The organism is Massilia sp., from assembly GCF_031995545.1.
Classification (GTDB): Bacteria; Pseudomonadota; Gammaproteobacteria; order Burkholderiales; family Burkholderiaceae_D; genus Telluria.
Genome location: NZ_DAMAGA010000011.1, coordinates 90815 through 115582 on the forward strand (window position 1 = coordinate 90815; position 24768 = coordinate 115582).

The 24768-nt window shown below is 69.3% G+C and carries 20 protein-coding genes; 11 read left to right on the plus strand and 9 right to left on the minus strand.

Annotated elements, in window-relative coordinates:
• Positions 1-50: 50 nt before the first annotated feature.
• Complete coding sequence (locus RTQ83_RS10660; protein ID WP_312514174.1) at positions 51-551, minus strand: nuclear transport factor 2 family protein; 501 nt, start codon at positions 549-551, stop codon at positions 51-53.
• Positions 552-771: 220 nt separating this feature from the next.
• On the opposite strand from RTQ83_RS10660, the gene RTQ83_RS10665 reads away from it, so the two are divergent.
• Both RTQ83_RS10665 and RTQ83_RS10670 read left to right on the plus strand, forming a co-directional pair.
• Positions 772-2691: a PAS domain S-box protein gene (locus RTQ83_RS10665; protein WP_312514176.1), complete on the plus strand. Its 1920-nt coding sequence runs from the start codon at positions 772-774 to the stop codon at positions 2689-2691.
• 71 nt (positions 2692-2762) lie between these two features.
• Positions 2763-3080 (plus strand): hypothetical protein, encoded by a 318-nt coding sequence (locus RTQ83_RS10670; protein WP_312514178.1) that lies wholly within the window; start codon positions 2763-2765, stop codon positions 3078-3080.
• Positions 3081-3122: 42 nt separating this feature from the next.
• Here the strand turns inward: RTQ83_RS10670 and RTQ83_RS10675 are convergent, their stop codons facing one another.
• Positions 3123-4643 (minus strand): aryl-sulfate sulfotransferase, encoded by a 1521-nt coding sequence (locus tag RTQ83_RS10675; protein WP_312514180.1) that lies wholly within the window; start codon positions 4641-4643, stop codon positions 3123-3125.
• Positions 4644-4806: 163 nt separating this feature from the next.
• Between RTQ83_RS10675 and RTQ83_RS10680 the strand changes: the two genes are divergently transcribed.
• Complete coding sequence (locus RTQ83_RS10680) at positions 4807-7314, plus strand: heavy metal translocating P-type ATPase (RefSeq protein ID WP_312514182.1); 2508 nt, start codon at positions 4807-4809, stop codon at positions 7312-7314.
• A gap of 164 nt (positions 7315-7478) precedes the next feature.
• Positions 7479-10265: an ATP-binding protein gene (locus RTQ83_RS10685; protein WP_312514184.1), complete on the plus strand. Its 2787-nt coding sequence runs from the start codon at positions 7479-7481 to the stop codon at positions 10263-10265.
• Between the two features lie 5 nt (positions 10266-10270).
• On the opposite strand, the gene RTQ83_RS10690 is transcribed toward RTQ83_RS10685, so the two are convergent.
• From RTQ83_RS10690 to RTQ83_RS10705, 4 genes are all read right to left on the minus strand, one after another.
• Positions 10271-11656, minus strand: coding sequence for a copper oxidase (locus RTQ83_RS10690; RefSeq protein ID WP_312514186.1), 1386 nt, complete (start codon positions 11654-11656; stop codon positions 10271-10273).
• A complete protein-coding gene (locus tag RTQ83_RS10695) occupies positions 11653-13059 on the minus strand; it encodes a TolC family protein (protein WP_312514188.1) in 1407 nt (468 codons plus the stop codon). Before RTQ83_RS10695 ends, RTQ83_RS10690 begins: the two co-directional genes overlap by 4 nt.
• Positions 13059-13427: a hypothetical protein gene (locus RTQ83_RS10700; RefSeq protein ID WP_312514190.1), complete on the minus strand. Its 369-nt coding sequence runs from the start codon at positions 13425-13427 to the stop codon at positions 13059-13061. The genes RTQ83_RS10695 and RTQ83_RS10700 overlap by 1 nt, the downstream gene beginning before the upstream one ends.
• A gap of 63 nt (positions 13428-13490) precedes the next feature.
• Positions 13491-13880: a hypothetical protein gene (locus RTQ83_RS10705; RefSeq protein WP_312514192.1), complete on the minus strand. Its 390-nt coding sequence runs from the start codon at positions 13878-13880 to the stop codon at positions 13491-13493.
• 118 nt (positions 13881-13998) lie between these two features.
• Here RTQ83_RS10705 and RTQ83_RS10710 point away from each other — a divergent pair, with 118 nt between their 5' ends.
• The 3 genes from RTQ83_RS10710 to RTQ83_RS10720 all read left to right on the plus strand — a co-directional run bounded on the left by RTQ83_RS10710 (position 13999) and on the right by RTQ83_RS10720 (position 17695).
• Complete coding sequence (locus tag RTQ83_RS10710; RefSeq protein WP_312514194.1) at positions 13999-14391, plus strand: hypothetical protein; 393 nt, start codon at positions 13999-14001, stop codon at positions 14389-14391.
• 177 nt (positions 14392-14568) lie between these two features.
• Positions 14569-17247 (plus strand): bifunctional acetate--CoA ligase family protein/GNAT family N-acetyltransferase, encoded by a 2679-nt coding sequence (locus RTQ83_RS10715; RefSeq protein ID WP_312514196.1) that lies wholly within the window; start codon positions 14569-14571, stop codon positions 17245-17247.
• A gap of 148 nt (positions 17248-17395) precedes the next feature.
• On the plus strand, positions 17396-17695 hold the full coding sequence (locus RTQ83_RS10720; RefSeq protein WP_312514198.1) for a hypothetical protein: 300 nt from the start codon (positions 17396-17398) through the stop codon (positions 17693-17695).
• Between the two features lie 174 nt (positions 17696-17869).
• Here RTQ83_RS10720 and RTQ83_RS10725 read toward each other — a convergent pair whose 3' ends face one another.
• On the minus strand, positions 17870-19156 hold the full coding sequence (locus RTQ83_RS10725; protein ID WP_312514200.1) for a DEAD/DEAH box helicase: 1287 nt from the start codon (positions 19154-19156) through the stop codon (positions 17870-17872).
• Between the two features lie 86 nt (positions 19157-19242).
• Positions 19243-19407, minus strand: a complete 165-nt coding sequence (locus tag RTQ83_RS10730) for a hypothetical protein (RefSeq protein WP_312514202.1) — start codon at positions 19405-19407, stop codon at positions 19243-19245.
• Between the two features lie 225 nt (positions 19408-19632).
• Between RTQ83_RS10730 and RTQ83_RS10735 the strand changes: the two genes are divergently transcribed.
• The 3 genes from RTQ83_RS10735 (at position 19633) to RTQ83_RS10745 (ending at position 23122) form a co-directional block, all read left to right on the plus strand.
• Complete coding sequence (locus RTQ83_RS10735; RefSeq protein WP_312514204.1) at positions 19633-20937, plus strand: histidine kinase; 1305 nt, start codon at positions 19633-19635, stop codon at positions 20935-20937.
• Positions 20930-21724 carry a LytTR family DNA-binding domain-containing protein gene (locus RTQ83_RS10740; protein ID WP_312514206.1) on the plus strand — a complete coding sequence of 265 codons (795 nt, stop codon included), beginning with the start codon at positions 20930-20932 and terminating at the stop codon, positions 21722-21724. Before RTQ83_RS10735 ends, RTQ83_RS10740 begins: the two co-directional genes overlap by 8 nt.
• Positions 21725-21820: 96 nt before the next feature.
• Positions 21821-23122, plus strand: coding sequence for an NAD(P)/FAD-dependent oxidoreductase (locus RTQ83_RS10745; RefSeq protein ID WP_312514208.1), 1302 nt, complete (start codon positions 21821-21823; stop codon positions 23120-23122).
• Between the two features lie 181 nt (positions 23123-23303).
• Here RTQ83_RS10745 and RTQ83_RS10750 read toward each other — a convergent pair whose 3' ends face one another.
• Positions 23304-24029, minus strand: a complete 726-nt coding sequence (locus RTQ83_RS10750) for a sensor histidine kinase (protein ID WP_312514210.1) — start codon at positions 24027-24029, stop codon at positions 23304-23306.
• A 215-nt stretch (positions 24030-24244) separates the two neighbouring features.
• Here RTQ83_RS10750 and RTQ83_RS10755 point away from each other — a divergent pair, with 215 nt between their 5' ends.
• Positions 24245-24724 (plus strand): hemerythrin domain-containing protein, encoded by a 480-nt coding sequence (locus RTQ83_RS10755; RefSeq protein ID WP_312514212.1) that lies wholly within the window; start codon positions 24245-24247, stop codon positions 24722-24724.
• The last annotated feature ends 44 nt before the right edge of the window (positions 24725-24768 follow it).

The window sequence follows — 24768 nt, forward strand, 5'->3', positions numbered from 1 at the left end:
GTTATCCGGCGGCCCGGGAACGGTGCGCTGAAAGACGCACCGGCAGGCGTTCAGGGCGACGGCGGCAGCGAGGCGTGATTGTCGCGCGATAGCGACATCGTCCGGATTTCGGTGCTCTGGTGCAAGGTGTTGCGCCAGCCTTCCGGCTGCAGGGTCCAGACCCGTACGTAGCGGCCGCGCCAGACGCCCGGCCGGTTGCCGCTGCGGGTCTGGGCGACCAGGCGTCCGGTGACCAGGGCAGTGCGGCCCTTGTCGAGCAGCGTGACTTCGGTGCCGTCGACGTCGTAGGACAGGAATTCGTAGTCGTCGCGCGTCAGCAGTTGCAGGAACTCGGTCTTCGAGCGCACCCGGCCGTTGGTCTCGACGTGGTAATAGGCGCCACCGATCAGGTCGCGCAGGGCGTTGACGTCGCGCTTGGCCACCGCCTGGGCGCGGCGCGCTTCGGCGGCGCGTACGCTGGCCAGGTCGCCGGCCGCGGGCGCGGCCGCATGTGCGGCGGCTGCCGGCAGGGCGCCGGCCAGGCAGAATATCAGGGCGGGCAATGGTCGCATGATCGTGTCGGGTGAATACTCATCCGCCAGTATAGGGAGTCTTGACCGCAAGTTTGTAACGAAGTTTGTCGAACGCGACACATTGTGGCTGCGATCCGACTAATCGTGTGCGTGACGCAACATCGCGCCGCTCTGGTACATTCTTGCCAAGGGCGCGGCGCCGCCGTTCCCGTATTGCCGTTCCCGTATTCCCCACCTCGATGGAGACCGAGTCCGCCGTATGCCCGCCGCCCCCTTGCCATCCAACGAACAGGAACGCCTGGCCATGCTGCACACGCTCGACCTGCTCGATACGCCCGCCGAGCCGGTCTTCGACCGGGTGGTGCGGCTGGCCAGCCGCCTGCTGGGCGTGCCGATGGCGGCGTTCTCGCTGGTCGACACCGACCGCCAGTGGTTCAAGTCGCAGGTCGGGTTGCCGGTCAACGAAACGCCGCGCGAGCAGGCCTTTTGCGCGCACGCCATCGGCCAGGACGAGCCGCTGGTGGTGCCGGACGCCACCCTCGACGCGCGTTTCAGCGACAATCCGCTGGTCGAGGGCGCGCCCGACATCCGTTTCTATGCCGGTGTGCCGGTACGCTCCAGCAACGGCCTGGCGCTGGGCACCCTGTGCGCGATCGACAACAAGCCGCGCGTGCTGAACGACGAAGAAAAAGCGGTGCTGGTCGACCTGGCGGCGGTGATCATGCGCGAGGTGCAGTACCGCGAACGCCTGGCGATGGCGCGCGACCGGCTGCAGGACAGCGACGTGGCGCTGGGCGCGAGCGAGGCGCGCTTTCGCGCCGTCTACGACATTGCCAGCGTCGGCATTTCGCTCACCACCCAGGAGGCGCGTTTCATCAGCGTCAACCCGGCCATGTGCCAGATCCTGGGCTACAGCGAAGACGAGCTGCGCGGGCGCACCTTCGCCGAAGTCACCTACGAGCCGGACCGCGCCGAAGACCTGGCATGTTTCCGGCGCCTGATGGCCGGCGAGATCGACTTCCTGCGGCGCCAGAAGCGCTACGTGCGCAAGGACGGCTCGTTGATCTGGGTCGAGTACGACATGAAGCGCAAGTTCAGCGCCGCCGGGCAGTACGAATACAACGTTACCGTGGTCAAGGACATCCACGCCCAGAAGCTGGCCGAGGAAGCGCTGGCCGCGCTGAATGCCGACCTCGAGCGGCGGGTCGAGCAGCGCACCGGCGAGCTGGCCGAGCGCGAGGCCGAGCTGCGCAGCGTGATCGAGAATGCCAACGACGCCTATATCCGGCTCGGCGCCGACGGCCGGGTGCAGGCCTGGAACCGCGAGGCCAAGCAGACCTTCGGCTGGAGCGAGCGCGAGGCGCTCGGGCGGCCGCTGGAAGAACTGATCATCCCGGCCGAACTGGCCGGCGCCCACCGCGAGGGCATGCGCCACGCGCTGCGCGGCGGCGGCGGGCGCCTGATCAATCGCCGGGTCGAACTGCCGGCGCTGCGGCGCGACGGCAGCCGGCTGACGGTCGAGGTGCGCATCCGCCGCATGGACGGGCGCGGCGGCACCACCTTCAGCGCCTTCCTGCACGACGTCACGCTGCGCAAGCAGCAGGAGGCGCGGCGCGAGTACGAAAGCCGGCACGACGTGCTGACCGGCCTGGCCAACCGGCGCGCACTGATGGAAGCGCTGCCGCTGGCACAGGCGCGCGCCGAGCGGCGCCAGGGTAGCCTGGGGCTGCTGTTCATCGACCTGGACGGATTCAAGGCGGTCAACGATGCCTATGGCCACGAAGCCGGCGACGAACTGCTGCGGGTCGTGGGCGAGCGCCTGCGCCAGGCCGTGCGCCGCACCGACAGCGTGTTCCGGCTGGCCGGCGACGAATTCACGGTGCTGCTGGAAGACCTCAAGGATGCGCAGGGCGATGCCCATACGGTCGGGCGCAAGCTGGTCGAGGCCGTGTCCGAGCCGGTGCCGCTGCAGGGCGCGCGCGCCCACGTGCAGGTGCGGGTCGGGGCGAGCATCGGGATCGCGATCCAGGGGCAAGGGCGGCGCTGCACGCCGGACGCGCTGATCAAGGAAGCGGACCACTGGATGTACGAGGCCAAGAAGGCCGGGCGTGGACGGATATTGCCGGCACCCGGCACGCCGGCCACGAGCGCGCTGCCGGAAGCGGCGCACAGGGAGTAGGCGCGGCAAATCCGCACCGCGGGCAGGGACAGGAGTAGAATCGCGTCATCGGAATGGCACGGGAGAAGGCGATGAGAAACGCTGACATGGGCATGCCGTCGCACGGCGCGGGGCTCGGCAGCGACGTGGCACGGGTCGCCGCAGTGACCACCCTGGTGCTGCTGGCGCCCTTGGCCGCGATGCAGTTCACGCCTGCAGTGCACTGGACGGCGCTGGACTTCGGCGCCGCCGCCGTCCTGCTGCTGCTGGCCGGCCTGGCCTGCGTGCGCGCGGCGCGCAGGCTGCGCTCGGCACGCGCGCGCCTTGCGGCCGTCACACTGCTGGCGCTCGGCTTCGCGGCGGTCTGGGTCGAACTGGCGGCCGGCGTATTTTTCGGACTCGGCAGCTGAGCGCCGCGCCGGGCAATCCGGCGCGATACGACAAGTAGCCTCCTAGCGCAGCTTCAGCCCGTTCAGCCCGAACGGCTGGGCCAGGAACACCGTGTCGCACACCGTGGTCGGATAGGCGAAATCGAACGCCACCGCCCCCGCGCCGTCGACCGCGATCAGGCGCGCCTGGGTGCGTCCGTTGAGCGCCGAATACGCCACCAGGTACTGATCCGGCGCCGCCTCGTAGGTCGATGAGCAGATGTCGGACAACAGCTGGCGGTCGGCTTCCCAGGTCCAGACTTCGCGCGCGGTGCGCGCCGTCTCGTCGATCGCGTAGCGCGACGGCGTGCTGTAGGTGCGGGTCAGGCCGCGCGGGGTGCCGGCCGGCTGGTTGAAGCTGGCCTGGCCGTTGTTGAACAGCAGCAGTTCGCGGTTGGCCAGCAGCGACAAGGAATGCTGGCCGACCGGCACCTTGCCGTCGGTGACGCGCAGGGCCAGTGCGCGCAGCGACGGGTAGTTCACGTACCAGTGCTTGGACTGGTCGCCCAGGATCCAGCGGATGGCGCCGCTGTCGTAGTCGAGCTTGACCACGAAGTTCTCGCGGCTCGACACCAGCAGGGCGTTGTCCTGGCGGTCGTAGATCGCCGAATTCGAGTGGAACCAGTCGACGCCGTCGCGCACGAAGTTGCTCGAATCGTCGCCGCCGGCGCGCATGGTGTCGCGGAAGATGCGGCTCAGGTCCCATTCCTTGATCACGCGGCCGCTACTGTCGACTTCGGCCAGCGTCGATTCGAGGCGCAGCACGCCGTTGTCGCGCACGTCGAACTGGCCGAGGAAACCGGTCTTGCCGGGCGCCAGCTCGTGGTGGAAGTTGCTCAGGCGGTTGTCGCTCAGGACGCTGCTGCGCAGGCTGCCGTCGACGTCCATCCGGTGCAGCAGCGGGTTGCTGGTGTCGCCGATATAGAAGGCGTCGCCGCCGAACAGCGAGGACACCGAATCGGCCAGGCCGACCCCGACCCAGCGCAGCTGGCCGTCGGTATCGATCACCACCGGCGAAGTCAGGCCATTGCGTACCAGCATGTAATCGAAACCGGGCGAGCTTGCACCGCGTGCGCGCCGGATGTCGGGCGCGGCGTAGACCGAAGCCGGGCCGCTGTAGCCACCGGTCGGCACCGCGACCTGGGCGACGTGCTTCGAGCCGTCGCGGAAGGTGGTGGTAACGGTCAGTTCGTTGCGGTGGTTGGCGTACAGGCCGAACACGGGGAAGGCGATCGCGCCGCCGGCCGCGCTCCAGGCCACGCGCCGCGCCAGCCAGTCGTGCTCGTAGGTGACGGCGGCCGCCTGCGACCGGGCGCCGGGACGCGGGGCGATGCGGTAGTCGATGCTGGCGACCTGGTCGAAGTTGCGCAGCGCGTAGCTGAGTTGGGCCACGAACGGGGTGGCGCCCGGACTCTGCGTCACGGCGCCGATGCCGGCGCGTTCGGCCTGAGTCTTGTGCTTGTCGTCGTCATCGTCCTTGCCGCCGCAGGCGCAGACCAGGCTGAAGACGAGCGCGCACAGAAACAGCTTGAGGTTGGCTTTCATCGATCCTCCTGCTTTCGGGTGGATGGGAATGGCTGGGCAATCCCGTTTGTAGCGCGCTGCCGGTCGCCGCGCCTGCGACCGGCGCAATGGATGCGCAAGGCAGGCGCACCGCTGTGGCAAAATCGCTTGACCTTGCCATCGTGGGAAGGGCTAATCTGACGATATGAATCAAAAGAACGAGCAAACCGATAACATCGTGCTGGCGATCGAAGGCATGACCTGCGCCTCGTGCGTGGCGCGGGTCGAACGTGCACTGCGCTCGGTGCCGGGCGTGCGGGAGGCCGGCGTCAACCTGGCCACCGAAAAGGCGAGCGTGTCCGGCGTCGCAACCCGCGAGGCGCTGGTGGCGGCGATCCGCGCTGCCGGCTACGCAGCGCGCATCCCGGAAGCAGCAACCGCCTCGCCGGCTTCGTCCGCAAGCGGCTGGCCCGCCTGGTGGCCGGTGGCGGCCGCCATGCTGCTGAGCCTGCCGCTGGTGCTGCCGATGCTGGCCCAGCCGTTTGGAATCCATCCGATGCTGCCCGGCTGGGTGCAACTGCTGCTGGCCACGCCGGTACAGTTCTGGCTTGGCGCGCGCTTCTACCGCGCCGGCTGGAAGGCGCTGCGCGCCGGCAGCGGCAATATGGATCTGCTGGTGGCGCTCGGCACCAGTGCGGCCTACTGCCTGTCGCTGTACCTGTTGCTGGCCGCGGACGCTAGCCATGCCGCCACGCACCTGTATTTCGAATCCTCGGCGATGGTGATCACGCTGGTCCTCTTGGGCAAATGGCTGGAAGGGCGCGCCAAGCGCCAGACGGTGCAGGCATTGGCGGCGCTGGAGGGTTTGCGTCCGAACGAGGCACTGGTACGGTGTGCCGGCGTGGATGAGCGCATCCCCCTCGAGCAGCTGCGCGTGGGCGACCTGATGGTGATCCTGCCCGGTGCCCGGGTGCCGGCCGACGGCGTGGTGCGTGAAGGTGCCAGCCACCTGGACGAATCGCTGCTTACCGGCGAAAGCCTGCCGGTGGCCAAGGAGGCGGGCGCGCGCCTCACCGGCGGCGCGCTCAACCTCGAGGGTGTGCTGCTGGCCGAGGCGGGCGCGGTGGGCGCGGCGACGACGCTGGCGCGCATCATCCGCATGGTCGAGGACGCGCAGGCGGTCAAGGCGCCGATCCAGCGCCTGGTCGACCGCGTCAGCGCGCTGTTCGTGCCGGTGGTGCTGGTCATCGCGCTGGTCACGCTGCTGGGCTGGGGATTGACCAGTGGCGACTGGCAGGCGGCGCTGCTCAACGCGGTGGCGGTGCTGGTGATCGCATGTCCGTGCGCGCTCGGGTTGGCGACGCCGGCCGCGATCATGGTCGGCACCGGAGCCGCGGCCCGCCACGGCATCCTGATCAAGGACGCCGAGGCGCTGGAGACGGCGCACGCGGTCGACGTCGCCGTGTTCGACAAGACCGGCACCCTGACCGAAGGCCGGCCGCAGTTGACGGCCCTTGAAGGCCCGCAACCGGAACAGGTGCTGCAACTGGCGGCGGCGCTCCAGCAGTACAGCGCCCATCCGCTGGCGCGCGCCGTGCTCGACGCGGCCGCGGCGCGCCATCTGACACCACCCGCAGCGCAGAATGCGCGCGCCTTGCCGGGACGCGGCGTGCAGGCCGAGGTCGATGGCGCCACGATCGTGCTCGGCAACCGGCGCCTGATGGAAGAACTCGGGCTGGCGCCCGATGCGGCCACGGAGCACGAGGCGGCCGGGTCTACCATATCGTGGCTGGCCGAACGGCGCGGCGGCGCGGCCCGCATCCTCGGCCTGCTGGCCTTTGGCGACCGCCTCAAGCCGGGCGCGGCGCCGGCAGTGGCGCGCCTGCTGGCCCAGGGCGTGACGCCGGTGCTGCTCAGCGGCGACAACCGCGCGGCGGCGCAGGCGGTAGCGCAGGCCCTCGGTATCGAACGCGTGCATGCCGAGGTGCTGCCGGCTGACAAGGCGGCGTTGGTCGCCGCGCTGCGCGCCGAAGGGCGGCGCGTGGCGATGATCGGCGACGGCATCAACGACGCGCCGGCGCTGGCCGCGGCCGACGTCGGCATGGCGATGGCCACCGGCGCCGACCTTGCCATGCACAGCGCCGGGATCACCCTGATGCGCGGCGATCCGGCGCTGGTGGCGGACGCGCTCGACATCTCGCGCCGCACCTACCGCAAGATCCGCCAGAACCTGGGCTGGGCCTTCATCTACAACCTGGTCGGGGTGCCGCTGGCCGCGTTCGGCCTGCTCAACCCGGTGCTGGCCGGCGCCGCCATGGCGCTCAGTTCGGTCAGCGTGATCGCCAACGCACTGCTGCTGCGGCGCTGGCAACCCGCAGCTTCGGCGTTATCTCAGGCCGGGCAGGCCACCGACCCTGAACCGCTGCGCGTGAAGACGCTCGCACCCGCCGCCAATCCGATTTCAACCACCGGGACGCCCGCGTCCACAGCAACAGGAGAACCCACCATGTATGAACTGACCGTCGACGGCATGAGCTGCAACCACTGCGTAGGCCGCGTCACCAAATCCGTCCAGGCGCTCGACGCCGACGCGAAGGTCGCGATCGACCTGCCGACCGCCAAGGTGCGCATCGACAGCCAGGCCGGCCTGGAGCGCATCGTTGCCGCCATCGACGCCGCCGGCTACCCGGTCACGTCGCAGGCAACGGTCTGAGAGCCTATCCCGGCAGATGCAACAAAAAATTCCCCTAAGTATGTACATCTAAGCTATATTTTGTAGAACAGACAACGTAACGGCCAGTCGCCCCTGCAGGCTTCAATCCTGCGCAGTTCCACCAGCGGCTCCCGACCACCGCGCCGGACCTCACGGGGAACCGCATGCAGAAGGGTGTTCTAGATACTGGCGTGCCGGCGGACGCTCCGGCTGATGCGACCGGCCTGGTGCGCCATGCGCCGACCGGCGCCCAGTCGCGCGGCGTGGCCGGGGTGCTGGTGGCGCTGGCGCTGCCGTTCGCCCTGGTCGCGCCGCTGGCCGGCGTGCCGCTGCCCGACCTGGCCGGTGCGCCGCCGTTCCTGCTGGTGGTGCAATCGTCGCTGATCGCGTCCAATCTGCTCAATGCGATCCTGTTGCTGGGCCACGTGCATGCGGGTGAATCGCGCGCGCTCGGCATCCTGGCGCTGGGCTACCTGACCACTGCCCTGGTCGCCAGCGCCCACATGCTGGCCGGCCTGTTCATCGACTACGGCCCGGCCGGCGGCGACCTGCAGGTGATGCCGTGGCTGTACCTGGCCTGGCACGCGCTGTTTCCCCTGTTCGCGCTCGGCTATACGCGCCGTGACGCCGCGCCGCCGGACTTCTTCATGCGCGGCGGCGCGCTGCTGGCGCTGCTGGGCGTGGCGCTGCTCGTGCTGGTCCTGGTATCGAACGCCGATGTGCTGCCGCCGCTGCTGCACGGCAAGCGTACGCTGCCGCTCTACGGCTGGCTGGGCGGCGCGGTGCTGGCGCTGTCGCTGGGGGCGCTGCTGGTCGTGGCGCGCAAGCGTCCGCGCAACGTGCTCGATCTGTGGCTGGCGGTGGCGCTCGCGGCCTGGAGCGCCGAGGTGGCGCTGTCGTGCGTACTCAACGCCGCGCGCGACGACCTGGGATTCTATGGCGGCGCCCTGTACGGCCTGGCGGCGGCGCTGTGCGTGCTGGGCGTGCTGGCGGTCGACAATATCGGTCTGCACGTGCGGCTGCACGCTACTTTCCAGGAGATGGTCGAGACCCGTGCCCGGGCGCACTGGCAAAGCCTGCTCGGCACCGTGCTGCGCCAGCTGCCGGGCGGGGTGCTGATCGTCGACCACGCCGGACGCTGCGTGATGGCCAACGACCAGGCGGCGCGCATGGCCGAGCGCTTCAGCCATGCCGGCAAGGGCGCCGAGACCGCCGGCGCCGGCGGCGTGGCCGCGATGCTGGAACTGATCGGCGAGCCGGTGGCGCGCGTGGTGCGCGGCGAAGGCTTTCGCGACGCGCTGCTGGAGAGCGCGTCCGACGGCACGCGCCGGGTGTATTCGGTCAGCGGCGAGCCGCTGCGCGCAGGATCGGCCGATCTGGCGGCGGCGGTGGTGGTGCTGGACGACATCACCGAACGCACCGAGGCCGCGGCGGCGCTGGCGCGCGCGCTCGACCAGACCCGCTACCTGATCGAGAACACGCCGCTGGCGGTGATCGAATGGGACCGCGATGTCCACGTCACCCTGTGGAACCGGCGCGCCGAGGAACTGTTCGGCTGGCGCGCCGAAGAGATGCTGGGCCGGCGCGTCGACCGCGTGCCGATCATCGACGACGAGGACACTACCCAGATCGCGCAGATGATCGCGCGCCTGGTGGAGTCGGGCACGCGCTACGCCAAGTCGAGCAACCGCAACCGCACGCGCGACGGCCGCTCGCTGTGCTGCGAGTGGTACAACTCGATGCTGTACGACGAGCGCGGCGAGATCCTGACCGTGTTCTCGCTGGTGCTCGACGTGACCGAACGGGTGCAGGCGATGGAAGGCTTGCGCGACGCCGACCGCCGCAAGGACGTCTACATCGCCACCCTGGCGCACGAGCTGAGGAACCCGCTGGCGCCGATCGCCAACGCCGCCTCGCTCCTGCGCAGCAAGGGCCTGGCGCCCGAGCGCATCGAATGGATCGCGTCGATGGTCGCGCGCCAGACCGCGCAGATGGCGCGCCTGCTGGACGACCTGCTGGACGTCTCGCGCATCGGGCGCGGCAAGATCGCGCTGCGCCGCACGCGGGTGGAACTGGGGCGCCTGATCCGCGACACGCTGCAGACCAGCATGCCGCTGATCGAAGCCGGCCGCCATCAGGTCGTGCTCGACCTGCTGGAAGAGCCGCTGTGGGTCGATGCCGATCCGCTGCGCCTGACCCAGGTGCTGGCGAACCTGATCAACAACGCCGCCAAGTACACGCCCGCGGGCGGCAGGATCGAGATCGTCCTGCGCGAGGAAGCCGAGGCGGGACGGGCCTGCGTGACGGTGCGCGACAACGGCGTCGGGCTGGAGCCGGAGATGATCGAGCGCGTGTTCGATCCTTTCGTGCAGGTCAGCAGCGCGAGCCACATGGCGCAGGGCGGGCTCGGGATCGGGCTGTCGCTGGCCAAGGGCCTGGTGGAACTGCACGGCGGCGTGATCACGGCCGAAAGCGGCGGGCCGGGGCAGGGCGCGCTGTTCACCGTGCGCCTGCCGCTGGGGCAGGCCGAAGAAGCATCCGAGGGTGGCGAAACAGCGCCGGCGGCCGGGGCCGCACTGGGACGGCATATCCTGGTCGCCGACGACAATGTCGACGCCGCCGAATCGCTGGCCTGGCTGCTGCGCGCCGAAGGCGCCTCGGTGACGGTGGCGCACGACGGCGCCGAGGCGCTGCGCCTGTACCATGCCAGGCCGGCCGCGATCGCGCTGCTCGACCTGGGCATGCCCGAGATGGACGGACTGGAACTGGCGGCGATCCTGGCGCGCAAGGAGCCGCGTCCCTACCTGGTGGCGGTGACGGGCCGCGGGCGCCAGGAAGACCGCGCCGCCTCGCTGGCGGCCGGATTCGACGAGCACCTGACCAAGCCGGTGGCGCCGCAGCAGCTGATTGCCTTGCTGCGTGCGGCGGTGGAGGAGCGCGACGGCGCTTAGTTGTTTTAGTGGCCGTGGTGGCCGGCGCCATCCGCTCCAGGCTTGCGCACGTCCAGCGCTCCGTCCGTGTGCTCCGACGGCGCATCAGGCGCGGCGTGCGCCGCCGGCACGTCGCCGGTCCATTCGCGCGCCACCGTGCCGGCCGGATGCTTGTACCAGCCCGGATCGCGGTAATCCCCGCGCTTCAAGCCATCGCGCACCTTCAGCACCGTGAACATCCCGCCCATCTCCAGATTGCCGAACGGCCCGTCGCCGCTCATCATCGGCAGCGTGTTCTCCGGCAGCGCCATCTTCATGTCGCCCATCGAACCGCCCCGGTCACCCATCACCATATAGCCCGGCACCAGGCGGTTGATCTTTTCCGCCACTCCGCGGTGGTCGACCCCGATCAGGGTCGGCACTTCATGCCCCATCGCGTTCATGGTGTGGTGCGACTTGTGGCAGTGGAAGGCCCAGTCGCCCGGCGCGTCGGCCACGAACTCGATCGCGCGCATCTGGCCGACCGCGACGTCGGTGGTGACTTCGGGCCAGCGCGCCGACTTCGGCACCCAGCCGCCGTCGGTTCCGGCCACTTCGAAGCGGTGGCCGTGCAGGTGGATCGGGTGGTTGGTCATGGTCAGGTTGCCGACCCGGATCCGCACCTTGTCGCCCAGGCCGGCCACCATTGGATCCAGTCCCGGGAACACGCGGCTGTTGATGGCCCACAGGTTGAAGTCGAGCATGGTGTTGGTGCGCGGCGTGTAGCTGCCCGGATCGATGTCGTACGACTGCAGCAGCATCACGTAGTCGCGGTCGACCGCGTGCTGCCTCGGATTTTTCGGATGGGTCACCCAGAAGCCCATCATCCCCATCGCCATCTGCTGCATCTCGTCGGCATGCGGGTGGTACATGAAGGTGCCGGCGTGGCGCGCCACGAATTCGTAGACGAAGGTCTTGCCGGGCGCGATGCCGGGCTGGGTCAGGCCGGTGACGCCATCCATCCCGCACGGCAGCAGCTGGCCGTGCCAGTGCACGCTGGTGTGCTCCGGCAGCTTGTTGGTGACGAAAATGCGCACCCGGTCGCCCTCGACCACTTCGATGGTGGGGCCGGGACTCTGGCCGTTGTAGCCCCACAGGTTGGCCTGCATGCCGGGCGCCAGTTCGCGCACCACGGGTTCGGCCACCAGGTGGAATTCCTTGACCCCGTCCTTCATGCGCCACGGCAGGGTCCAGCCGTTGAGGGTGACCACCGGGTTGTAGGGCCGGCCGCTGGCAGGCAGCAAGGGCGCGGCGGTGGCGCTGGCGGTATGCACGTGCGCTTCCGGCAGCGTTGCGGCGCCGGCCTTGCTGACCATGGAAGCGCCGAGCATGGTGGCGCCGGCCCCGGTCAGGAACGATCTGCGGTTGGTCATGGGGTCGGCTCCTTCGGGTCCTGTGCTGGGTGGTGATGGTGATGGGTTGGCGGCGGTAATGGGCCGCCGAGGGCGGCGCGCAGGTCGGTGTCGGCCAGCCAGAATTCGCGCAGGGCGTCGATCGCGGCGTGGACGGCCGCGGCCTGTTCGCGCGCGTCGGCCAGCAGCTCGAACGGGCTGGCCAGCATGCCGTTGTAGCGCAGCAGGGTTTCGTCGGCGATGCGCTTGCGCAGCGGCAGCACCTGCTCGCGGTAGTGGCGCGCCACGTCGTAGCCGGTGCGGTAGGCAAGATAAGCGGTGCGCGCCTGACTGCGCGCGTCGACCGCGGTCTGCGCCACGTGGCCGAGCGCCTGCATGTACAGGCTTTCGGCGCGCGCCACGCGGGCGCCGCCCCAGTCGAACAGCGGCAGTTCGAGCGCCACCTCGTAGCCGTCGCTACGCTCCTTGCCGGTTTCGCTCTTGCTGGCGTAACCCAGGTCGAGCACATTGACCATGCGCGTCACGCGCGTCAGGCCGAGGTCGGACGCGGTGCCGGCGGCGGCGGCACGGGCGGCGCGCAGGTCGAGGCGCCGTTCGAGTGCCAGGCGCTCGATGTCGGGCGTGTCGGTCGGCGCTTCAGGCAGGTCGGGCAAGCGCTCCGGGAGCATGTAGCCGGTCTGCTGTCCCCACAGGCCGAGCTGGCGCGTAAGCGCTTCGCGTGCGTTGTCGAGCTGGCGCGCGGCGCGCATGACGGCGGCGCCGGCTTCGGCGTGGAAGGCCTGTTCGCGCGCCAGGTCGAGCGCGCTGGCGTTGCCGGCCTGGCGCATGCGCGCCGTCAGCGCGCTCGAGGCGTCGAAGGCGGCCGCGACCTGCTTCGCATAGTCGAGCGCCTGGCGCGCCGCCACCGCCTCGATCCAGGCACGGCGCGTGTCGTGCGCGTGGCGTTCGATGGCGGCGGCGATGCGCAGCGTGGTCTCTTCGTGGCGGCGCGCGGCCATGCGCTGGCGCAGCGGCATGGTCAACAGGCCGGCCAGGTCGAACGCCACGCCGCGCTCGATCTCGCGCTCGCCGCCGCCCGCCATGCGCGAGAAGCCGAACGACGGATTGCGCAGGCGCGTGGCCTGCACCAGGTCGGCCTGGGCGATGCCGGCGTCCTGGTAGGTGGCCTGCAGGCCGGGATGGTTGATCAGGGCCAGGCGCACGGCGGCGTCGATGTCGAGCGGTGCCTGCAACAGGGCGTCGACCTCACTGGCCAGCGCGCGGCGCTCGTCGTCGGTGGTGGCCAGGCGCGCATCGGCACCGGCACTGGCGCGGGCCAGGTCGGCGCTGGCGCGCAAGCTGTCTTGAGAACCTAGGCTGGCGCAGCCGGCCAGCAGCAGTGCGGCGCCGGCCGCCAGCGGGCGGCGCAGGAAGAGGGCATTCATCAGTGATGCTCCCCATGGTGCTGGTGCTGCTCCTTGGCGGCGGGCTGGCCGGCGTGGCCGTGATGCCCGGCGTGCGGATCGGGCTGCGGCGCTTTCTTGTCGGCGGGCGCCGCATGATCGCCGTGTTGTCCATGACCGGCGTGCGGTTCGGCATTTTCGGCCACGGTGCGGTTCAGCGCCCGCCAGTTGCGGTCGGGCGTGGTGGAGTCAAGCGGCGCTGCCGGCGCCTCCCAGGCCGGCTGATAGCGGGTCGCCGGGACAGCGGCCTGCGGATCGTCGGCCGTGCGCTGCTGCGCGTGCAGCGGCAGTGCCAGTGCGCAGGCGCCAAGCGCGGCCGCGATCCGGCGCGCATAAGTGTGCGTGAACATGATTCCTCGTTCGGATGATTTGAAGGTGAGCCGCATCGCAAAGCCATGCGGCGGCCAGGTCAATCAGGCGAGCGGGGAGCGGGGAGGTCGTTCGGGCAGGGCCAGGTCGACCGCTGCCAGGTGGCCGGCGGCGGCGTGGTGGAAGATGGCGGGAGCGTCCGGCGCGGCGACACCGAGTGCCGGTGCCGGCGCCAGCGCGGCGCCGATGCAGCAGTCGGCGCAGGCGCTGCAGCGGCCGTCGTGGTCGTGGGCGTCGCCGTGATGACCGGCAGGTGCGGAAACCGATACCGCCTGTTCGTGGCAGTGGCCTTCGTGCATCGTGGCGTCGTGCTGCGGCGCCGCCTGTCGCATCGATCCGTGCGCGCAGGTCAGCATGGCCGCCGACGCGATTCCCTGGAACGGGAGCGCCAGCAGCATCAGCCACACGATCAGGTAACGGACGACGGTCTTCACATGCCGATTCTAGCATGGCGCCGGCACAACACTCGCGGCATCGAGGCAGCGCCTGCCATTGCCGCACCGCCCTGACGCTGTTAGCATGCCGTGTTGGTTCAATGACAAGTGGAAACCCATGCTATCGCTCTCGCGTCTGTTCGCACCGCGCCGCAGGAAGAATCAGGAAGACGTCGCCGGCAGGGCCACCGAAGTCATCGCAAAAGTGCTGACCGATATCGGCATCGACCGCTTCCTGAACGGCAGCCTGCTGCTCGACCGCCAGTTCAGGCCGCGCTTCTTCGCCGTCCTTCCCACGGTAACCCACGACTTCGTCGCCACCGTCGCCGTGCGCGACCTGGACGAAGCACACGCGCTGCGCGCCTACGTGCATGACGCCGCCCTGGACGCTGCCACCGCTGTACGTCATGCGCGCCTGGTCAGCGATGGCCTGATGCGCCAGATGCTGGCCTGCTCGCCCGAGCTGCGCGCCTTGCCGGCGCGCCGCGTGGCCGAGCTCGAACCGGCCTGACCGGCGCTGACCGGCGCTGGACGGGTGCGACCGACGGCACTCCTGTGCGCACCGGCGCCGCCGGCGGCGTTATGCTTGAGGCATCCGTCCACCTGCCGTCCACCTACCGTCGAAAGGCCGCCGCATGTCCCACGCCGTCCGCACCGAGCCAGCCCCGCTTGCCATGGCGCCGGCGCCATGAGCGTCCGTAACCTGCAGCGCCTGTTCGCGCCACGCTCGGTGGCCCTGATCGGCGCCTCGAACCAGCCGGACAGCCTCGGCACCACGCTGCTGGACAACCTGCTGCAGGGCGGCTTCAAGGGCAAGCTGTACGCGGTCAATCCCAAGTACGAACGCCTGGGCGAACTCGATTGCTACGCCGGCGTGCCCGACCTGCCGGAAGCGCCCGACCTGGCCGTGATCTGCACTCCGCCCGCGACCGTGCCGCAGATCGTGCGCCAGTTGGGCGAGCGCGGCACGCGCGCCGCGATCGTTTTGAGTTCCGGCATGGCGCGCGCCCGCGACGCGCGCGGGCGCAGCCTGCGTCAGGCGGCGCTGGACGCGGCCCATCCTTATCTGCTGCGCCTGCTCGGCCCGAACAGTGCCGGCCTGCTGGCGCCCGGCCTCGGCCTGAACGCCAGCGTGGCCCATGCCGGCGCGCTGCCCGGACGCATCGCCTTCGTGTCGCAATCGGGCTCCCTGATGACCGGGGTGCTGGACTGGGCGCGCACGCGTGGCATCGGCTTCTCGCACTTCATTTCGCTGGGCGACTCGAGCGACGTCGACCTGGGCGACGTGCTCGATTACCTGGCCAGCGACGGCCACACCGGCGCCATCCTGCTCTACGTCGAGCAGCTGCGCTACGCACGCAAGTTCATGTCGGCGGCGCGCGCGGCGGCGCGCAGCAAGCCGGTGCTGGTACTCAAGGCGCAGCGCCAGATCGATGCAGTGCGGCCGGTGGCCAGCGAGAGCGGGGCGCTGGCCAGCGAAGACGACGTGTTCGACGCCGCGATCCGGCGCGCCGGCATGCTGCGCGTGGACACCACCGAGCAGCTGTTCGCGGCGGTCGAGACGCTGGCCTATGCGCGCCCGCTGCACGGCGAGCGCCTGGCCATCGTCAGCAATGGCGCCGGCCCCGGCGTGCTGGCGCGCGACGCGCTGTTCCTGGCCGGCGGCAAGGCGGCGCAGTTGTCGCCCGAATCGCACGTGCTGCTCGACGCGCTGCTGGCGCCGGGCTGGAACGCGGTCGGTACCGTCAACCTGTACGGCGGCTCGCCGCCGGAGCGTTATCGCGCCGCGCTGGAAGTGGTGCTGAAGGACGCGCAGGTGGACGCGGTGCTGGTGGTGCATTCGCCCACCGCCAACGTCGACAGCGCCGAAGTAGCCAAGGCGGTGGCCTCGCTGGCCGGCAGCGCCTCGCGTCCGCTGCTGTCGTGCTGGCTGGGCGGCGCCTCGGTGCAGGAGGCGCGCGCGATCGTCTCGAACGCGCGTCTGCCCACCTACCGCACCCCGGAAGACGGCGTGGCCGGCTTCCTGCAGATGGTGAACTACCGCCACAACCAGAACCTGCTGATGGAAGTGCCGCCCTCGATGAGCGGCGCCATGGCGCCGGACCGCGCCGGCGCCCGTGCGCTGGTGCAGGAAGCGATCCGCGCCGGGCGCCTGCTGCTGTCCGATCCCGAGACCAAGGCGATCCTGCGCGCGTATGGGCTGGATTTGGTGGAAACCAGGTCGGCGCCGGACGTCGACACGGCGGTGGCGGCAGCGCGCGCGATCGGCTTTCCGGTCGCGGTCAAGATCCTGACGCCGGACGTGATGCACAAGTCCGACTTCGGTGGCGTCACCCTCGACCTCGATAGCGAGGAGGCGGTGCGCGCCGCCGCCGGGCGCATGCGGCGCCGGCTTCAGGAACTGTTCCCGCAGGCGCGTTTCGACGGCTTCTCGGTGCAGTCCATGTGCCGGCGCGCCCATGCGCACGAGCTGATCGTGGGCGCGGCCACCGATCCGGTATTCGGGCCGGTGCTGGTGTTCGGCCAGGGCGGGGTGGCGGTGGAAGTCACCGACGACCATTCGGTCGGCCTGCCGCCGTTGAATCTGGTGCTGGCGCGCGACCTGGTCGAGCGTACCCGGGTGGCGCGCCTGCTGGCCGGCTACCGCAACCGTCCGGCCGCGAATCTGGATGCGGTAAACGCGGTGCTGGTGCAGGTGTCGCGTCTGATCTCGGACATTCCCGAGATCGTGGAACTCGACATCAATCCGCTGCTGGCCGACAGCAGCGGCGCCACCGTGCTCGATGCGCGCATGCGCCTGGCCATGGCCGACCGCTCCGGCAGCACGCTCGACCGGCTGGCGATCCGCCCCTATCCGCGCGAGCTGGAGCAGACCATCGAGTGGCAGGGCGCGCCGCTGCTGCTGCGCCCGATCCGGCCCGAGGACGGCCCGGCGCACATGGCCTTCTTCGCCGCGCTGACGCCGGACGACATCCGCTACCGCATGTTCGTGCGCATCCGCGAACTGCAGCCGTCGCAGCTGGCGCGCTTCACCCAGATCGACTACGACCGCGAGATGGCCTTCATCGCCACGCGTAAGAATGCCGACGGCGTGGCCGAGACGCTGGCGGTGGGGCGGGTGGTGGCTGACCCCGACAACACCAGCGCCGAATTCGCGGTCACGGTGCGCTCCGACCTCAAGGGGATGGGACTGGGCAAGATCATGATGCAGCGCCTGATCGACTATTGCCGCGCGCGCGGCACGCGCGAGATCGTGGGCGAGGCGCTGCCGCAGAATTCGCGCATCGTCGGCATGGTGAAGAAGCTGGGCTTCGAGGTCAAGATCGGCGAGGAGGGCGTGCGCGAGATGCGGCTGCCGCTGCACTAGGATTGTCGGCTGAGCGGTTCAAGGATGTTGCGGCTGAATGACGCGGCTGTGACATTCGGTGGATTTCTGGCGATGTAAGAATGGTATCGTTACTGCTTTCGCTGAATCGCGTTTCCGGCGCTTGCGTCACCACTCGTTCCCGTCTTCGATGTCCCGTCTCGGTCTGTTCTTCTGCGCTCCCTATGCCCTGTTCATCGCAGCCTGCATCGCTTACGTGACGATGGGGGAGGTCGATTACGACAGTCAGTTCGCATTCCTGCAGCTGCCGGTGGCGGCGCAGATGGAACTGCTGCATGTGCTGGGCATGGACCGGTTGCTGAGCGATATCTCATGGCCGGATGCGTGGGGGCTGTTCATGACGCCGGCCTTCCTGCTGCTGTACGCGACCGGGTCGCTGATCGAGCGCAGCTTCGAGCGGCGCCGCGCGCTGCCGCCGGAGGCCGAATAAGCGACGTGTTAGCGGTGATGGCGACCGCTGCGGTCGGTTAAAAAGTAACTAACCAACAGTGCGATACGAGACTCCCGAAGGCAGCCCGTCCTTGCCGCCGACGGCGGCGCGGACGGGCTGGAACAGCAGGGCATGGGTCAGGGCGACGGCACCCGCCCGCAAGACAGGCTGCGCTCAGCGCCTGAAACGTACATCCTCGCTGACCACCGGCGCATCGCCCTTCGGCTTCTTGGGCTTCTTCGGTTTCTTGACGATCTGGCCCTTGGCGTCGGTCAGCGGCACCCGGTGGTCCGGCGCGAAGCCCGGTTCCTCGATCCGCTCCAGGCCCTGGCGCGTCAACACCTCGATCGCCGCCAGCTGCTCGACTTCGTCCGCGCATACCAGCGACACCGCTTCGCCCGATGCGCCCTTGCGCCCGGTGCGGCCGGTGCGGTGCACGTAATCCTCGGCCACGATCGGCAGGTCGACGTTGATCACCGCCGGCAGGTCGTCGATGTCGATGCCGCGCGCGGCGACGTCGGTCGCCACCAGCACCCGTACTTCGCCGGCGCGAAAGCGCTCCAGCGCGCGCAGGCGCGCCGGCTGCGGCTTGTCGCCGTGGATCGAATCTACCTTGAAGTGCTTGGCTTCCAGCAGGCCGACCAATTCATCGACGCCTTTGCGGGTACGGGCGAAGGCCAGCACCTGGGTCCAGTCGTGCTTCGTGAGCAGGTGGACGAACAGTTCCGGCTTGCGCTTCTTGTCGACCGGCACCAGCCACTGTTTGATGGCGGCGACGGTGGTGTTGCGCGGCGTGGCTTCGATGCGTACCGGGTCGCGCAGCATCTGGTTGGCCAGGGCGCGGATCTGGTCCGAGAAGGTGGCAGAAAACAGCAGCGTCTGGCGCTTCTTGGGCAGTACCTTGATCAGGCCGTCGAGTTCGCGCGCGAAGCCCAGGTCCAGCATGCGGTCGGCCTCGTCCAGCACCAGCGTCTTGACTTCGTTGAAGCGCACCGCGTTCTGGCGCTGCAGGTCGAGCAGGCGGCCGGGCGTGGCGACCAGCACGTCGACGCCCTTGCGCAGTGCCATCATCTGCGGATTGATGCTGACCCCGCCGTACGCGGCCAGGGTACGCAGCGGCAGCCCGGCGGCATAGGTGCGTACGCTGTCGTGCACCTGCTCGGCCAGTTCGCGCGTCGGCACCAGAATCAGGGCGCGCGCGGCGTTGGCGCCGACCGTACCGCTCTTGGCCAGGCGTTGCAGGATCGGCAGGGTGAAGCCGGCGGTCTTGCCGGTGCCGGTCTGGGCCGCCGCCATCACGTCGTGCCCGGCCAGCACGGCGGGAATCGCCTGCTGCTGGACCGCGGTCGGCGTCTGGTAGCCGAGCGTGTCGAGGGTGGCGACGATCTGCTCGATCAGGCCGAGCGAAGCAAAAGTGGCGGGGGCGGTGGAGGGAGCGGAAGGCGGCGAAGACAGCGACATGGACAGGGAAACCTTGCGGCAAAACATTGAACAGGCCGTAGTTTATCCTGCCGCGGCCGGCATGGCGAATCGGCCGCCGGCCCGCTTCAAACGTTGCGGGCTGCGGACGGTGCGGCGACTGCGACCGATGCGACCGACAGATCGGCGATCGGCTTGACCGGCTCGTTGTACTCGCGGCAGCCGCCCAGCAGCAGGCAGCCCACGGCCAGCACGGCGCTTGCCAGGCGAGACAGGTGTTGTTTGGTGTTCATGGCACGACCCTCCGGTGATTGAGCCGATCTTACGTCGCCTGCACCGATGGCGGCGCGCGGATGCCGGAATGTGTGCGCCGGCCTGTTGCAAGGCGTGGGCTGACCAGACCCGTGCCGGCATCGTCGGCTTTCGTCGGCCCAGCGCCGGCTTCGTCGCATAATGCGGGTGTGCGAAGAAGGGCGCGGCTACGCTGGTTCCATCCTTCACACCACAAGGGATATTCCATGATTTCGAGCCTCTTTCACCTCGGCCGCCTGCTGCTGGCCTGGATGCTGGTCTACCTGGCCCTGTGCATCGCCGCGAGCGAGGCCGGCCTGCGCCACGTCGATGCCCCGATCGGCGGCTTTGCCGCCCTGGGCGGCTTCGCACTCGGTGCCTGGGTGCTGTCGGTCGCGTTCTCGCACATCCGCCGGGTGCGCCTGGTGGCGGGTGGCGTGAGCGCGGCGGCGCTGTCGAACCGCCAGCGGCGCCGCATCGAAATTCCGTTCGAGGCCGGCGAGGCGTTCGACATGATCGACGCCGCCATCCGCGAACTGCCGGGCGCGCAGTTGATCGACAGCGCCCGCGACAGCCTGCAGGTGCGCGCGCGGGTGGACAGCATCGATCCCTACGGCGGCGGCGCGCAATTCGCCTGGGCGCTGGAACACCTGTCGACCCGGCGCAACCAGATCCTGGCCACCGTGACTCCGAACGGCGACGCCGCCGGCAGCGTGACCTTGATCTGCGAGCCGGAAGGCCCGGCCTGGATCGACTGGTTCCTGGTCGACCATGGCACCAACCTGGAAAACGCCGAAGCCGTGGTGCGCGCCATCACGCGCCGCATCGCCGAGCGGCGGCGCCAGGAAGCGGCCGCGGTGCGCGAAAGCGCCACCGAGAAGGAGCTGACGGTGGCGCGCCTGAACCTGCTGCACGCCCAGGTCGAGCCGCATTTTTTATATAACACCCTGGCCAGCGCCCAGCTGCTCACGCGCAGCGACCCGGCGCGCGCCGACGCCATGCTCGGCAACCTGATCCAGTACCTGCGCCACTCGCTGCCGCGCACCGAGGACGCGCCCTCGACCCTGGGCGAGGAACTGGAACGGGCCCGTGCCTATCTCGACATCCTGGCGATCCGCATGGGGCCGCGCCTGGCGCTGCAGATCGACGTACCCGAGGAGCTCAAGCGCCTGGTGTTCCCGCCGATGATGCTGCAGACCCTGGTCGAGAACGCGATCAAGCACGGGCTGGAACCGAAGCCCGGAGGCGGCACGATATGGATACTGGCGCGCGCCCTCGACAACGCGGTGGCGGTGACGGTGGCCGACGACGGCCGCGGCTTCACGGCCGAAGGCGGCGGCACCGGCATCGGCCTGCGCAACGTGCGCGAACGCCTGCGCCTGGCCTATGGCGCCAGCGCCGGCTTCTCGATCGTGGCCAACTTCCCGAGCGGGGTGGCGGCGACCATCACGGTGCCGCTGGCGCTGGGAGCTGCATTGGGCACTGCACCCGCTCCGGCGCCGGCCCTGGAAACGGGAGACCGCCATGCTTGAGCCGACCGTCACCTGCGTGGTGGCCGAAGACGAAACGCTGCTGCGCGACGCCCTGGTTGCGCTGCTGGCCGAGGTCTGGCCGCAGCTGCAGATCGTGGCCGTGTGCGAGGACGGCGGCAGCGCGCTGGAAGCGATCGCCGCCCACCGCCCGCAGCTGGCCCTGCTCGACATCCGCATGCCCGGCCTGAGCGGGCTGGAAGTCGCCGCCGGGGTGGTGGAAGCAGGGCTGCGCACCGAGATCGTGTTCGTCACCGCCTATGACCAGTACGCGATCGAGGCTTTCGAGCGCGGCGCGGTCGACTACCTGCTGAAACCCGTGACGCGCGAGCGGCTGGCCGCCACCGTCGGCAGGGTGCGCGAACGGCTGCAACGCGGCGCCCCCGACGCCGCCCAGCTGGCGGCATTGCTGGCGCGCCTAGTCCCGGCGATGCCGCCGGCCGCGCCCGGCCCGCATCCGGCGGCGCCGCTGGTCTGGCTCACGGCCAGCCGCGGCAATGAAACGCGCCTGATCCTGGTCGACGATGTCGCCTACTTCCAGTCCGACAGCAAGTACACGGCGGTGATGACCAAGGATGGCGAGGCGCTGCTGAGAAAACCGCTGCGCGAGCTGCTGGCGGCGCTCGATCCGGCCATGTTCAAGCAGGTGCACCGCTCGACCGTGGTCAATCTGCGCGCGGTGGCGGCGGTGACGCGCGACGACAGCGGCAAGGGCGTGATCCGGCTGCGCAACCGCTCCGAGACGCTGGCCGTCAGCCAGCCGTTCATGGGGCTGTTCCGCAATATGTAATGACCATGCAACGCGAATGGGCTTGCCGTAGTAAAATCCGTCCTTGCTCGAGGTTCCGGCGCCGTTGCCGGGCGGGGCACGTTGAAGGAGGCAAGCTTGCGTAGCGATATCGTGATCGTGGGTGGCGGTGCTGGCGGTTTGGAGCTGGCCTGCAAACTGGGCCGCAAACTGGGGCCATCCAAGGTGACGCTGGTCGACAGCCGCCTTTACCATATCTGGAAGCCGTCGCTGCATGAAGTGGCGGCCGGCACCCTGGACATCCACCAGGAAGGCCTGTCGTACGCCATGCTGGCGCACGACAATGGATTCAATTTCGTGCTGGGGCCGATGACCGCGCTGGACGCGGCCAACCAGACCATCGACATCGGCGCCGTACGTTCGGCCACCGATAACGACGAGGTGCTGCCCGAGCGCCGCCTCGGCTACGGCAAGCTGGTGCTGGCGGTCGGCAGCACCTCGAACTATTTTGGCGTGCCGGGCGCGCAGGAACACTCGATCTCGCTGAATGCGACTGAGGACGCCGAGCGCTTCCGCCTGCGCATGCTGCGCCTGATGCTGGCGGTCGAACAGCAGCGCGAAGAGGGCAAGGAAACCGGCCTGGACGTCGTCATCATCGGCGGCGGCGCCACCGGCGTCGAGCTGGCGGCCGAGCTGCGCGAAGCGTCCGGCGCCTACGCGCGCTACGGTTTCGCGCGCATGGACGTCAAGCGCGACGTGCGCATCGCGATCCTGGAAGGCGCGCCGCGCATCCTGGCGCCGCTGCCGGAGCGCGTCTCGGCCGCGGCCCAGGCACTGCTCGACAAGCGCGGCATCCGCGTGGTGGCCGATTGCCGCGTCACCGCGATCGAACCCGACCGCGTGATCGACGGCAAGGGCAATGTCTATCCGGCCGACCTGTGCGTGTGGGCAGCCGGCATCCGCGCTCCTGAACTGCTGGGTACGCTCGGCCTGCCGACCGCGCGCGGCGGCCAGGTTGAAGTCGACGCCCATCTGCGGGTCAAGGGTGTGGCGAACGTGTTCGCGCTGGGCGACTGCGCGGCCTGCATCGACGGCAACGGCGCCCCGGTGCCACCGCGCGCCCAGGCCGCGCACCAGCAGGCCGATTATCTGGTCACCGCCTTCCTGCGCATGGACAAGGGCCAGCCGCAGCAGACCACGCCATACGAGTACCGCGACTACGGTTCACTGGTGTCGGTTGGGCAGAGCACCAGCGTCGGCAGCCTGATGGGTTCGCTGCGCGGCGCCAGCTGGTTCGTGCAGGGTTCGGTGGCGCGGCTGATGTACACCAGCCTGCACCTGAACCACCACCGCGCAGTGATGGGAACGATGCGCACGGCCTTGCTGGCGGTGGCGCGCTTCCTGATTCGGCGCAGTACGCCGTTGGTCAAGTTGCACTGATTGGGGCGCTGAGGCCACGGGGACAACCGCAGGAGGTTGCTCTGTCGCCGCAGATGTTCCATTGTCGCCCTCAAAACCGTCATCCCTGCCAGTGGCAGGGATGACGGTTTTTAGGTTAACAATGTTGTTTACGTTTGTGGATCGACCGGCGACTGTTTGCTACCGTCCGCCCACTGGCGCGTCAGGCAACCTGCTCGCGCGGCACCGTCATCTGCAGCATCGCGCCGCCACCGTCGGCCGTCTTCAGCACCAGGTCCCCACCCAGGAACCGCGCCCGTTCGCGCAGCAGGCGCAGTCCGCGGCAGGTGTTCGGCCCGCCGGTCAGCGCGTCCGCGCCTGGGCCGACGCCATCGTCGCGCACCGTCAGCATGGTCATCTCGCCGTCGTCATCCAGGATCACGTCGACCCGGCTGGCCTGTGCATGCGCGGCGGCGTTGCGCAGGCCTTCCTCGGCGCAGCGCAGCAGCAGGGCGCCGACTTCGCGCGTGTAGGGGCTGTCGTCTTCGGGCAGGCTGGCGTTTGCCGTCAAGCCGTGCTCGGTGCCGAAGGCCGGCACCAGTTCGGCCAGCGCGGCTTTCAGGCCGAGGAATTCGAGCTTGTCGTTCCACAGCTCCAGCTGCATCTTGCGGTTGGTTTCGATGATGCCGTTAAGCAGCGTCTTCATCTGCGCGCTGCGGTCGCGCATCGACTTGTTCTCGGCCGGGATGTGCTGGCTCAGCAGGGCCAGGTGCATGGTCAGCGCCGTCATCGACGAGCCCAGGCTGTCGTGCAGCTGGCGCGCCAGCTGGCGCCGTTCGTCGTCCCAGCAATTGGCCTGCCACGCCAGCATTTCGGTCAGTTCTCTCGTTCGCTCCGCGACCAGGCGCTCGAGCTCCGGGTCTGGGTGCGGATGGGCCGTATCGGTCATCGTAGGCTCTGTTAAATGTTTCCCAAATCATACAACAATTGACTTGGAGACGGCGCGCGCCGCGTGCTCGCGCCATCCGCGTTGCATGTGTGGGCGCTTCGTGGGGGCTGCATGAGAGCTGCGTGCGCTCGCGTACAGTCTGCCCAGCAGTTCGGGAGCAAGCTGGATTCGTGGCCAGCGAGCCATCATTCACAGACAAATACGGGGGTTTTACCATGCCAAACGCAAACACCAAAGGCCAGGCCGTGCAACAGGACGCGATCGAACTGCTCACCGCCCAGCACAAGGAAGTGAAGGACATGTTCGAAGAGTTCGAGAACATGAGCGACCGCGCCACTACCAGCAAGAAAAAGCTGGTCGAAAAGATCTGCGAAAACCTGATCATGCACACCGCGATTGAGGAAGAAATCTTCTATCCGGCCGTGCGTGAAGCCTCGAAGGAAACCGAAGACATGGTCGACGAGGCCGTCGTCGAGCATGCATCGGCCAAGGACCTGATCGCCCAGCTGCAGGAGGCCGATCCGGGCGACGACCTGTACGACGCCAAGGTCAAGGTGCTGGGCGAGCAGATCGACCACCATGTCGAGGAAGAAGAGGAAGAGATGTTCAAGAAGGTGCGCAAGCTCAAGCTCGACCTGGACGCCCTGGGCCAGGAAATGGCGGCGCGCCGCGACGAGCTGCTGGCATCGGCCTGAGGCAGCTGGCCTGCCGCGGCAGGCAGGCGGCGCACTCCCGGTGC